Origin of the sequence: Pseudomonas sp. 2VD (assembly GCF_005503585.1) — a bacterium.
Classification (GTDB): domain Bacteria; phylum Pseudomonadota; class Gammaproteobacteria; order Pseudomonadales; family Pseudomonadaceae; genus Pseudomonas; species Pseudomonas aeruginosa.
The window spans coordinates 1-11,836 of the sequence record NZ_SCND01000182.1 but is presented as its reverse complement, the minus strand read 5'-3'; the positions used below and the strand labels follow the sequence as shown (position 1 = coordinate 11,836).

General features: G+C 67.2%; 12 protein-coding genes. 6 read left to right on the top strand and 6 right to left on the bottom strand.

The window, feature by feature from the left end:
• Positions 1 to 404: type VI secretion system tip protein VgrG (vgrG, locus tag FFS27_RS19355; protein ID WP_171019207.1), on the bottom strand; the 404-nt coding region annotated here is incomplete at its 3' end.
• A gap of 265 nt (positions 405 to 669) precedes the next feature.
• Here vgrG and FFS27_RS19350 point away from each other — a divergent pair.
• From FFS27_RS19350 to pfeE, 4 genes are all read left to right on the top strand, one after another.
• Entirely contained in the window at positions 670 to 1,386 is a 717-nt protein-coding gene (locus FFS27_RS19350; RefSeq protein WP_023101191.1) for a response regulator transcription factor, read from the top strand.
• Positions 1,386 to 2,726 (top strand): two-component system sensor histidine kinase PfeS, encoded by a 1,341-nt coding sequence (pfeS, locus tag FFS27_RS19345; RefSeq protein ID WP_023101190.1) that lies wholly within the window; start codon positions 1,386 to 1,388, stop codon positions 2,724 to 2,726. Before FFS27_RS19350 ends, pfeS begins: the two co-directional genes overlap by 1 nt.
• Positions 2,727 to 2,824: 98 nt before the next feature.
• Positions 2,825 to 5,065 (top strand): siderophore enterobactin receptor PfeA, encoded by a 2,241-nt coding sequence (pfeA, locus tag FFS27_RS19340; protein WP_023101189.1) that lies wholly within the window; start codon positions 2,825 to 2,827, stop codon positions 5,063 to 5,065.
• 19 nt (positions 5,066 to 5,084) lie between these two features.
• The gene (pfeE, locus tag FFS27_RS19335) at positions 5,085 to 5,999 is read left to right on the top strand and encodes a ferric enterobactin esterase PfeE (protein WP_003122580.1); all 915 of its coding nucleotides are present in this window, start codon (positions 5,085 to 5,087) and stop codon (positions 5,997 to 5,999) included.
• 212 nt (positions 6,000 to 6,211) lie between these two features.
• Here pfeE and FFS27_RS19330 read toward each other — a convergent pair whose 3' ends face one another.
• Positions 6,212 to 7,417, bottom strand: a complete 1,206-nt coding sequence (locus FFS27_RS19330; RefSeq protein ID WP_003101497.1) for an NAD(P)/FAD-dependent oxidoreductase — start codon at positions 7,415 to 7,417, stop codon at positions 6,212 to 6,214.
• Between the two features lie 268 nt (positions 7,418 to 7,685).
• On the opposite strand from FFS27_RS19330, the gene FFS27_RS19325 reads away from it, so the two are divergent.
• Complete coding sequence (locus tag FFS27_RS19325) at positions 7,686 to 8,210, top strand: RrF2 family transcriptional regulator (protein WP_003090553.1); 525 nt, start codon at positions 7,686 to 7,688, stop codon at positions 8,208 to 8,210.
• Positions 8,211 to 8,380: 170 nt separating this feature from the next.
• Positions 8,381 to 8,881 (top strand): acyl-CoA thioesterase, encoded by a 501-nt coding sequence (locus FFS27_RS19320; RefSeq protein ID WP_003090555.1) that lies wholly within the window; start codon positions 8,381 to 8,383, stop codon positions 8,879 to 8,881.
• Between the two features lie 27 nt (positions 8,882 to 8,908).
• Here FFS27_RS19320 and FFS27_RS19315 read toward each other — a convergent pair whose 3' ends face one another.
• The 4 genes from FFS27_RS19315 to FFS27_RS19300 form a co-directional block, all read right to left on the bottom strand.
• Positions 8,909 to 9,235, bottom strand: a complete 327-nt coding sequence (locus tag FFS27_RS19315) for a thioredoxin family protein (RefSeq protein ID WP_003101499.1) — start codon at positions 9,233 to 9,235, stop codon at positions 8,909 to 8,911.
• Positions 9,236 to 9,323: 88 nt separating this feature from the next.
• Positions 9,324 to 10,427: a DUF1615 domain-containing protein gene (locus FFS27_RS19310; protein WP_023101187.1), complete on the bottom strand. Its 1,104-nt coding sequence runs from the start codon at positions 10,425 to 10,427 to the stop codon at positions 9,324 to 9,326.
• A 113-nt stretch (positions 10,428 to 10,540) separates the two neighbouring features.
• A complete protein-coding gene (locus tag FFS27_RS19305; RefSeq protein WP_137952154.1) occupies positions 10,541 to 11,434 on the bottom strand; it encodes a helix-turn-helix domain-containing protein in 894 nt (297 codons plus the stop codon).
• Positions 11,435 to 11,603: 169 nt separating this feature from the next.
• Positions 11,604 to 11,836, bottom strand: a 233-nt coding sequence (locus tag FFS27_RS19300; RefSeq protein ID WP_137952152.1) for a DUF1427 family protein, incomplete at its 5' end; no start/stop codon positions are given.

The window sequence follows — 11,836 nt, the reverse complement described above, 5'->3', positions numbered from 1 at the left end:
TCCTCGAAGTCGGAGAAGCCGAGGTCGCGGAACACCTGCTTGATGATGTCCGGGACCTTCTGGTTCTGGAAGATGCGGCAGTCGGAGGTGCGCGTCAGCAGCCACAGCCAGGGCCGCAGGGTGACCTGGTAGCTGGCGAACTGGCCGGCGCCGGCGCCCTGGCTACAGCGCGCGACGATGCCGTGGAAATACCGCCGGCTGCCGCCGGGGAGTTCCAGCGCGAGGCTCATCGGCTTGCCCAACAGGGCATCCAGAGGCAAGGCGGGATTGCTCGAGACCAGTTCGAGCTCGTGGCTGAACAGCCGGCCCAGCTCTTCGCGACCCTCCAGCCGTTGCAGTTGCAGGACCTCGGGTCCCAGCGGTGAGTCCACGTGTACCAGGCGGGTGTGTTGGGAGAACAGCATGGGGAATCTTCCTTGATAGTCACCTGCGGCGGGCGGCCCGAACAACGCGCCAGCAGCGCGCCAGATGATCGTACAACCCAGTGCCGTCGCGAAAGGCTGGCCAATAGCCACGACACTCCTGCCCGCCTCCTGCGGACCCGCCGACCCTAAGCCAGAACCAAAGCCGAAGCAACGACGGCTTTGTCGAAAAGTATTTCCGCTCCGAGCACGCTGCGGCGCACTGGCCCATTGCCCGATACCCGGCAAAAATGAGATATTCACGAACGTGAATCATTCTCATATTTCAATCCCATCTCCCCGCCTGCTGCTGGTCGAAGACGACCCGCGCCTACGCGAGGATCTCGACGCGCATTTTCGCCGGCGCGGCTTCCGCGTGACCGTCTGCGGCGATGGCTCGCACGGGCTGGAAGCCGCCGGGCGCGAAGCGTTCGACCTGGTGTTGCTGGACATCATGCTGCCCAGCCTCGACGGCCTGGCCCTGCTGGAGTCGCTGCGCCGCGAGCAGGCCACGCCGGTGATGCTGATGTCGGCCCTGGGCGCCGAACAGGATCGCATCAGCGGCTTCACCCGCGGCGCCGACGACTACCTGCCGAAGCCGTTCAGCCTGGCCGAGCTGGATGCCCGCACCGACGCCCTGCTGCGCCGCGTACGACTGGACCGCCTGCCGTCGGCGCAGCGGCGGGATACCCGGCTGGTGTTCGACGACCAGGCCCAGGATGTGCTCCACCAGGGCCTTCCGGCGGGGCTGACGCCATCCGAGTACCGCCTCCTGGCGACGCTCCGCGAACACGCTGGCGAGGCGCTGAGCAAGCCGTTCCTCTACCGGAGCGTGCTGCACCGCAGCTACACGCGCCTCGACCGCGGTCTCGACGTGCACGTCTGCAACCTGCGGCGCAAGCTCGCCGTGGTCGCCGTCCGTCACCTACAGATCCAGGCGGTGCGCGGCCAGGGCTACCTGCTGGTGGAGACGGAACACCCCTGATGCGCAGGCACCCGCTGTTATGGAAACTGGCGCTGCTGCAGGTCGGCTTCTGCCTGCTGCTGACCTGGCTGATCTACACCTGGGGCCTGTCGGTGGAGCGCAGCACCTACTTCCTCGCCCCGGCCGACCGCAGCTACCTGGCGGACTACGCGCGGCAGGCGGAGGATGCCTGGCGCAGCGAGGGCGCCGCGGGCGCCGAACGCTTCCGCAAGGAACTGTCGGCGAAGGAAGATACCTGGGTGGCGCTGGTCGGACCGCACCTGGAAAGCCTCGGCAGCACGCCGCTAAGCGCCGAGGAGTCGAGCCACCTGACCTTCATGCGCAAGCTCGACTGGCCGATGAGCCGGCGCCTGCAGGACGAACTGCCGTACGTCAGCATCGAGTTCCCCGGACATCCCGAGCAGGGCCGGCTGGTAATCCAGTTACCGGAGCGCCTGCTGCCCGGCGGACTGACCCCCTGGACCCACCTGGTCACCCACGGCATAGTCCCGACCTTGCTGGCCGCCCTGCTCGGCCTGCTGCTCTATCGCCACCTGGTGGTGCCGCTGAACCGCTTGCGCGATCGCGCCGACGCCCTGCGCGCCGACGAACTGGAAAGCACTCCCCTCGCCGCACCGCTGGCGGCCCGCCACGACGAACTGGGCGAGCTGGCCCAGGCCCTGGAGCACATGGCCGAGCGCCTGCGCCTGAGTCTCGCCCAGCAGCGCCTGCTGCTGCGCACCCTGTCCCACGAACTGCGCACGCCGCTGGCGCGCCTGCGCATCGCCCACGACAGCGAGCTACCGCCGGAACAGTTGCGCCAGCGCCTGGATCGCGAAATCGGCGACATGCAACGACTGCTGGAAGACACCCTCGACCTCGCCTGGATGGACACCGAGCGCCCGCAACTGCCCACCGAGCCGGTGCTGGCGCTGTCGGTGTGGGAAGCGCTGCGCGAGGACGCCTGTTTCGAAAGCGGCTGGGACCCGGCGCGGCTACCCTGCCGCTTGGGCGTCGACTGTCGCGTCGAGGTACACCTGGACAGCCTGGCCCAGGCCATGGAAAACCTCCTGCGCAACGCCATCCGTCACTCGCCCGAGGACGGCACGGTCAGCCTCGACGGCGAGCGCGAGGGCGACTTCTGGCACCTGCGCCTGCAGGACCAGGGCCCTGGCGTGGCGGAAGACCAGTTGGAACGCATCTTCCTCCCCTACCAGCGCCTGGACGATAGCGCCGGCGAAGGTTTCGGCCTCGGCCTGGCGATCGCCCGGCGCGCCATCGAGCTACAGGGCGGCCAGCTCTGGGCCAGCAACGGCAAGCCCGGATTGTGCCTGCACCTGTGGCTGCCGGCGGCCGCCTGAGGGCGAAGTGTTTAGAAAGTTAATGCGCTTTACTCTCAAATAACAATCAATATCATTTGTGATCTCTTGCATTTCGCTGCATTGCCCGGAGATCACCGATGTCCTCACGCGCCCTTCCCGCCGTTCCCTTCCTGCTGCTGTCCAGTTGCCTGCTCGCCAACGCCGTACACGCCGCCGGCCAGGGCGACGGCTCCGTCATCGAGCTGGGCGAGCAAACCGTGGTCGCCACCGCCCAGGAGGAAACCAAGCAGGCGCCGGGGGTTTCCATCATCACCGCCGAGGACATCGCCAAGCGACCGCCGAGCAACGACCTGTCGCAGATCATCCGGACCATGCCGGGGGTCAACCTGACCGGCAACAGCTCCAGCGGCCAGCGTGGCAACAACCGGCAGATCGACATCCGCGGCATGGGCCCGGAGAACACCCTGATCCTGGTCGACGGCAAGCCGGTCAGCTCGCGCAACTCGGTGCGCTACGGCTGGCGCGGCGAGCGCGACAGCCGCGGCGACACCAACTGGGTGCCGGCCGACCAGGTCGAGCGCATCGAAGTGATCCGCGGCCCGGCGGCGGCGCGCTACGGCAACGGCGCGGCGGGCGGCGTGGTGAACATCATCACCAAGCAGGCCGGCGCGGAAACCCACGGTAATCTCAGCGTCTACAGCAATTTCCCGCAGCACAAGGCCGAAGGCGCCAGCGAACGGATGAGCTTCGGTCTCAACGGGCCGCTCACGGAAAACCTCAGCTACCGCGTCTACGGCAACATCGCCAAGACCGACTCGGACGACTGGGACATCAACGCCGGCCACGAATCCAACCGTACCGGCAAGCAGGCCGGCACCCTCCCCGCCGGTCGCGAAGGCGTGCGCAACAAGGACATCGACGGGCTGCTCAGCTGGCGCCTGACGCCCGAGCAGACCCTCGAGTTCGAGGCCGGCTTCAGCCGCCAGGGCAACATCTACACCGGCGACACGCAGAACACCAACAGCAACAACTACGTGAAGCAGATGCTCGGCCACGAGACCAACCGCATGTACCGCGAGACCTACTCGGCCACCCATCGCGGCGAATGGGACTTCGGCAGCTCGCTGGCCTACCTGCAGTACGAGAAGACCCGCAACAGCCGGATCAACGAAGGCCTGGCCGGCGGCACCGAAGGCATCTTCGACCCCAACAACGCCGGCTTCTACACCGCCACCCTGCGCGACCTGACCGCCCACGGCGAGGTCAACCTGCCGCTGCACCTGGGCTACGAGCAGACCCTGACCCTCGGCAGCGAGTGGACCGAGCAGAAGCTCGACGACCCCAGCTCCAACACCCAGAACACCGAAGAAGGCGGCTCGATCCCCGGTCTCGCCGGAAAGAACCGCAGCAGCAGTTCCTCGGCGCGGATTTTCTCGCTGTTCGCCGAGGACAACATCGAGCTGATGCCCGGCACCATGCTCACCCCAGGCCTGCGCTGGGACCACCACGACATCGTCGGCGACAACTGGAGCCCATCGCTGAACCTGTCCCACGCGCTCACCGAGCGGGTCACCCTGAAGGCCGGTATCGCCCGCGCCTACAAGGCCCCCAACCTGTACCAGCTGAACCCCGACTACCTGCTCTACAGCCGTGGCCAGGGTTGCTACGGGCAAAGCACCAGTTGCTACCTGCGCGGCAACGACGGCCTCAAGGCCGAGACCAGCGTGAACAAGGAACTGGGCATCGAGTACAGCCACAACGGCCTGGTAGCGGGGCTGACCTACTTCCGCAACGACTACAAGAACAAGATCGAATCCGGCCTGTCACCGATCGACCACGCCAGCGGCGGCAAGGGCGACTACGCCAACGCGGCGATCTACCAGTGGGAGAACGTGCCCAAGGCGGTGGTCGAGGGCCTCGAAGGCACCCTGACCCTGCCCCTGGCCGACGGCCTGAAGTGGAGCAACAACTTCACCTACATGCTGCAATCGAAGAACAAGGAAACCGGCGACGTGCTCTCGGTGACGCCGCGCTACACCCTCAACTCGATGCTCGACTGGCAGGCCACCGACGACCTCTCGCTGCAAGCCACGGTCACCTGGTACGGCAAGCAGAAGCCGAAGAAATACGACTATCACGGCGACCGTGTCACCGGCAGCGCCAACGACCAGCTCTCGCCCTACGCCATCGCCGGCCTCGGCGGCACCTATCGGTTGAGCAAGAACCTGAGCCTCGGCGCCGGCGTCGACAACCTGTTCGACAAGCGCCTGTTCCGCGCCGGCAATGCCCAGGGCGTGGTCGGCATCGACGGGGCCGGCGCGGCGACCTACAACGAGCCCGGACGGACCTTCTATACCAGCCTGACCGCGTCGTTCTGAGCCATAACGAGAAAGCCTGATGAGAACCTCCCTGCTCGTCGCCGCCCTGGGCCTCGCCCTGGCGGCGGCCCTGCCCGGCGGCGCGCCGCTGGCGCAACCGGACCCCGAGGCGACCATGGACCGCAGCCTGCTGCAACGCCAGGACCTGCCCTATCGCTTCAGCGCCGTGGACCTGGACTCCGTCGATGGCCAGCGGCATTACCGGCTGTGGCTCGGCCGACCGCTGCAGGCACCGCCCGCCGCCGGCTACCCGGTGGTCTGGATGCTCGACGGCAACGCCGCCGTCGGCGCCCTCGACGCGTCCACCCTGAGACGCCTGGCCGACGGCGACGCACCGCTGCTGGTCGCCATCGGCTACCGCACGCCGCTGCGCATCGACCGCGCCGGGCGTACCTTCGACTACACCCCGGCGAGTCCCGGCCAGGCCGATCAGCGCGACCCGCTCAACGGCCTGCCCAGCGGCGGCGCCGACGCCTTCCTCGACCTGCTGCGCGACGGCATGCGCCCGGCCGTGGCGGCGCAGGCGCCCCTGGACACTGCGCGGCAAACCCTCTGGGGACACTCCTACGGCGGCTTGCTGGTGCTCCACGCACTGTTCACCCGTCCCGGCGAGTTCGCCCGCTACGCCGCGGCCAGCCCGTCGCTGTGGTGGCGCGACGGGGCGATCCTCGGCGAGCGAGCGGGGCTCGAACAGCGCCTGCGCGGAAAGCGCGCGGAACTCCTGCTCTGGCGCGGCAGCGCCGAACCGGCCAGCCCGCGCGGCTCGCTGAAAGCCGAGCCGGGCCAGGCGATGGCGCGGCTGGTAGATGACCTGCGCCGGGTTGCCGGGCTCACGCTGGACTTCCAGCCGCTCGACGGCCTGGGTCATGGCGAAACGCTGGGGGCCTCGTTGCGCCTTCTGCTCGCCCGTCCGGCGGTGGAACGCCAGCGCTGAAGGCGCACGCTCCCAGGAGGCCTTTACGCCGTCCCTTTCTTCCGCCCGCGGGAGAAGGTCGGGCTGTAAGGAAGACCGACGCAACGGCGGATAACCGCTTCGCGGTTATTCGCCCTACCGGAGGCCAGGCATCCGCGCGCCGCTGCATCCCTCTACGCTGCACGGCATCCTCTCCCGCCTGCGGGAAAGGATTGGGGTGAGGGAAAATCGCCCTACGCCACCACCGGAATCAGCGGGTCAGCCGCCGCCAGCGCCACGGCGCGGTCCGCCGCCGGCGGGTAGATCCACACGCCATTGATCTCGGTCTTGATCTTCTTGCCCTCCTCGCGCACGAACCGTACCTGGCGGTCCCAGCCCTCGGTGAACACCGCGCCCCAGCCGCCGAGGTCGAGACAGGTCACGTACTTCACCTGGCTGTAGGGAATCGGCTCGACGCCGAGCAGGTCGGCGGCCACGTTATTGCCGGCCGAGCGACCCAGGGCGATGGCGTGCTGGCAGGTCATCAGGGCATGGTTGCCGAGGTCGTCGGTAGCCGCGCGGGCCACGTCGCCGGTGGCGTAGACATCGTCGAGACCGAGCACCTTGAGGTTGCGGTCGACATGCAGGCGACCCTGGGCATCGCGCTCGCCCGGAATCTGCCCGGTCAGGGTGCTGGCCCGCACGCCCACGGTCCAGACCACGGTCTTCGCCTCGATCCGCTGGCCGTCGTCGAGCGTCACGCCCTCGGCATCCACCGCCGCCACCGAACGCCCCAGGCACCACTCCACGCCCAGTTCCGCCGAGGCCTCGGCGATCAAGCCGCTCAGGTCCGCGCCCATCGATGCGCCGATGGCGGCGCCGCGGTCGACCACGATCACTCGCAGCGCCGCTTTCTCGCCGAGGATCGCCCGCAGGCGCGCCGGCATCTCGGTGGCGGTCTCGATGCCGGTGAAGCCGCCGCCGGCGACCACCACGGTGTTGCGTGCCGGCGAATCCGGCAAGTCGCGCAGGGCATGCAGGTGTGCCTCCAGGCGCAGGGCGTCTTCCAACTGGTCGACATCGAAGGCCGCATCGATGCCGGCGACACTCGCCGGACGCCACACGCCGCTGCCGGCCGCCAGCACCAGGCGGTCGTAGTCCAGCTGCGCCAGCGTGCCCTCGGCATCGCGGTACTCCACTCGCTTGCCGGCCACGTCGATGCGCTGCGCGCTGCCCTGCACGAAACGCACGCCGACCGCGGCGAACAATTCGCCCAGCGGCGCCGCCATGCGCTGCACGTCAGGCTCGTAGAAACGCGGGCGGATGCGCAGCTCGGGCTGCGGCGCGAGCACCGCGACCTCGACGTCGTCGCGGCCCTGGCGGTCGAGCTGGCGCACTGCGCTCAGCGCGCTCCACATGCCGGCGAATCCGGCACCGACGATCAGGATACGTTGTTTCATTGGGGGCTCCTGGAGGGAAAGGACGGGATATCCGGAGAAAAGCCTCTCCGTAACTACGACTATATTTGTCGTAGTTAAGAAGATCAATCCCCGAAAAGCGTTCCGACAGGCAATCGCCCCTCGCCGTGAAAGAGAGGAAAAGACGTCGAAAACATACGAAAAGGATCGGAGATAGAGCGCTTCGAGGCGGAAGACAGCGAACGACCTGTCCTTGTGAGCGGCCTGAAAACCGCGCAGAATATTGCGAATATTTCTGTCGGAGTTAGTGATGGCTCTCTATAGCGCCGGCGTCGAATACGGCATCCACTGCCTGTTGTTCCTCGCCGACGAGAAAGGCGACAGCCGCGAGTCCAGCGTACGCACCCTCGCCGAGTTGCAGGGCGTGCCGCCGGAACTGCTGGCCAAGGTCTTCACCCGCCTGGCCAAGGCCGGCCTGGTGGCTGCCACCGAAGGCGTGCGCGGTGGCTTCCGCCTGGCACGGCCGGCCAACGAAATCAGCGTGCTCGACGTGGTCCGCGCCATCGACGGCGACAAATCGATCTTCGAATGCCGCGAGGTCCGCGAGCGCTGCGCGATCTTCGAAGGCAACCCGCCTTCCTGGGCGACCCGCAACACCTGCTCGATCCACGCGGTGATGCTCACCGCGCAGAAGCGCATGGAAGAAGCGCTGGCCCAGCAGACCATCCTCGACCTGGTACGCCGGGTGGGGCGTATCGCGCCACCGGAGTTCGGCGAAGAAGTGCTGCGCTGGATGGATGCCAGCCGGGAAGGACGCGGCGGCTCCCGCGACTAGCCCTTGGCGCATACGGAGCGGCGCCGCAAGCCCGTTTCGCGGAAAACACCATTGTCGACTGCGGTGCTAATCGCGCCGGCGTTTCTCCCTACCCTATCGCCAGAGGCCGCCGCAGAGCGGCCGCCGGCCCACTGCAATGGCCCGTGACCAACTTGCGTGATAGGTGAACGATGGAACCTGGCAGCTACCAACTGACCATGAGCGTGCTCATGACCCCCGACAAGGCGAACTTCTCCGGCAACGTCCACGGCGGCGCGCTGCTCAAGCTACTCGACGAAGTGGCCTTCGCCTGCGCCAAGCGCTACGCCGGACGCTACGTGGTGACCCTGTCGGTGGATCAGGTGATCTTCCGCGAGCCGATCCATGTCGGCGAACTGGTGACCTTCCTCGCCTCGGTGAACTACACCGGGCGCACTTCGATGGAGGTCGGGGTGAAGGTGATGACCGAGAACATCCACGAGCGCACCGTGCGCCATACCAACAGTTGCTTCTTCACCATGGTGGCGATGGACGACCAGCGCCGGCCGGTGGCGGTGCGTCCACTGGAACCGGAGACCGCGATCGAGAAACGCCGCTACGCCCAGGCCCTGGCCCGGCGCGAGCAGCGCAAGCTGATGGAACTGCGCTACCAGGAGATCCGCGAACAGGTGGATCACGCGATGCCGGCCTGAACGCCGCCCGGCCCGCGGGCCGGGTCCTCAGCCCTCGCCGACCAGGCTCTCGAACGCTTCTTCCAGCACGCTGGCGCTGCCGGGGCGGACCACCCGCGCCACCTCCCGGCCGTCGCGAAGAAAGACGAAGGTCGGCCACAGCTTGACCTGGAACGAGCGCCCCAGGCGGCGCCCGGGACCGTCCTCGACCTTCAGGTGGCCGACCTCCGGATAGTCGCTGAATACTTCCGCCAGCAGCGGCTGGGCGGCCTGGCAATGGCCGCACCAGTCGGTACCGAACTCCACCAGCGTCGGACCGGCGAGCCGGTCCAGTTCGTCGCGCGCCGGTGCCTCGGCGCTGTATCGGGTCTTCATACGCTGCTTCTCCATGAGCTTGGCTGACAGGACGGCAGACTCCCGCGGCGGCGCCAGGTTCGACCCGCGCGACCGCGCGACGATGGACTCAGCGTTTCCGCACGCGCGCCATGCAGCGCTGGTAGCGTTCGTCGACGCGCTTGGCGAACCAGGCGGTGGTCAGCTTGCGGGTGATCTTCGGGCTCTCCAGGGCGATCCCCGGCAGCACGGCGCGGGGCAGCGTCTTGCCGGTGGCGCTTTCGGCCAGGGCGAAGACCTTGCGGTACAGCGCGCTGTCGGCGAACTCCGGGCTGTCGCCCTGCTCCAGCGCCCGGCGGATCGCCGCGTCGCTCATGTCCAAGCGCTTGCCGAGGCTGCGCACGGCCAGTTCGGTGGAGCCCGGCGTGCGCGTACCGTAGCGGATCAGATCGCCATCCAGCGCCAGCGGAATCCCCGAGACGCGACTCACCGCATTCTGGAACGCGGCGTTGCGACTGGCATACCAGCCGGCGTTGAAGTCGGCGAAGCGGTACAGCGGCGCCGGGTAGTCCGCCGGATAGCCAAGCAGGTGGGCGATGCCGAAATACATGCCGCCGCGCCGGCTGAACACCTCGCGGCGGATGCTGCCGTCCAGCGGATAGGGATAGCCGTCCGCGTGCTGCTCGGCGAAAGCGATGCTGACCTGCATCGGCCCGCCGGTGTGTACCGGGTTGAAGCCGCCGAACAGCTTGCCGCCCATGGGCACGATGGCGATGAAATCGTCGAATGTCTCGCTCAGTTCCTTCTCCGTGCGCGCCGCGGCCAGGCGCTGGCTGTAGGTGCGGCCATCGGGCGACTTGATATTCAGCGCCGAGCTGACCAGGAACGCCGGCACGTGCAGCTTGCCGGCACGGCGCTCGACCTCGCGGGTGGCGATCCTGCCCAGGCCGGCCACCGGCGGGTCGACCTGGTAGGTGGACTCCTGCTCGGTCACCGCCAGCACCGCACAGAGATTCTCGTCGCTGGGGTAGACCTGCTGGGTGGAAAAGGCCGCGTAGATATCGCTGGCCCACCCTTGGCGATCGCGCACCGTGGCCGGCATCAGGCGGACGATCTTCGCCCGTACTTCGTCGGGGTTGGGCGGCGGCGGCTCCGCCGACCGCGAACTGCACCCGGCCAGCGCCAGGAGCATGAGCAACCCCGTTACGCCGCGACCCTGGCGTACTGCTTTCATCTGCGATTCCCTGTTCCGTTGCGAAGTGGGCGGCCGGTGGCGACCGCCGAAGCCAGGGCATTCTAGCCGAGCATCCGGCGGCTTCCGTACCGTCCGTCACGCACGGTCGCGGTTCACAGCGCTGCGTCGGTGCGCTGCCGCTTGACCCGACGCCAGGTCGAGGGCGAGGCGCCGGCCAGCCGGAGAAAGATCCGCGAGAAATGCGGCTGGTCGGAAAAGCCGCAGGCGACGCCGATCTGCGAAAGCGGTTCGTCGCTGCCCAGCATCAGCTCCTTGGCCCGGTCGACGCGCATGCGCATCAGCCATTCGTGGGGCGAAACACCGGTGCTGCACTTGAAGGCCTTGGTGAAATAGCTGCGCGAGAGCCCGCACTCCTCGGCCAGGCGCGCCACCGATACGCCCTCGGCCAGATGCCCGGCGATCAGCTCCTTGGCCCTGCGCAATTGCCAGGGCGCCAGGCCCTTGCCGGTGCAGGCCGGGACCTGGGTCGAAGCGAAGCGATCCTGGACGTGGGTCAACAGCGCCAGCATGACCTGTTCGATGAACAGCTCGTTGCGCTCCCCCGCCCTGGCGAAACTGTGCAGCAGCGCCAGCGCCAGGTGATAGACCACCGGATCGTCGACACCGATGATCCGCTCCGGCTCGGCGGACGCGCGTTGCCCTTCTTCGTAGAGAAACTCCTTTATCGAAGCGCGCGGCAACATGAAGCGGACATTGTCGTAAGTTGTCCGGTGCTGGCACTTTATTTCATCGCCAAGATAGGCGATGGAGATACTTTTCCGTGGATGTCCGCCATCGAAAACCAGTTTGTTTCCATTCCAGAGACGATGGGAATTGAAGTCGCGCAACTGAACGATGACGGAAAACGAATCGGCACAAGGAATATGGATCACCTTGTCCGGATCGGGAGTCGCCTCACTGTTGCGAATCAAGGCGTACCCTTCTCCCCTTATGATGTTCCCTGGCGTGGATTGGTCGCCCTTTGTTCTGTCTATGGCAACAGTCATGACTCCCCCTGATTCCATGCGCCTGATGATCTCGTGACACTTTTCTCTCGACGCGAAAAACGACGCACGAAAGCTCCCCCAGAGATTAATCCGAGGGAGCCGTTCCGGGGAAATCTAACCGACGAAGATAACTACCAGATTACTGCGCTGTTACTCGATGATATAGCGCTCAACCCTTTTCCTGTTCCGACGGGCCAGCGGCCTGGTCGAGGCGATGCCGACCCGGTAGTTGCCCCAGCACATGGCCGACCGAACCCGCCTTGTCGCAGGCCGAGGCGAACGCGCAACCGCCGAGCAATTGCTTGCCGACCGGGATGACCTGCTCGCCGAGCAGGATGCCGAGCAACCCCACCAGCGCCACCAGCGGCGGAGCCGGCGAACGCACCTGCAGCAGGCTGTAGA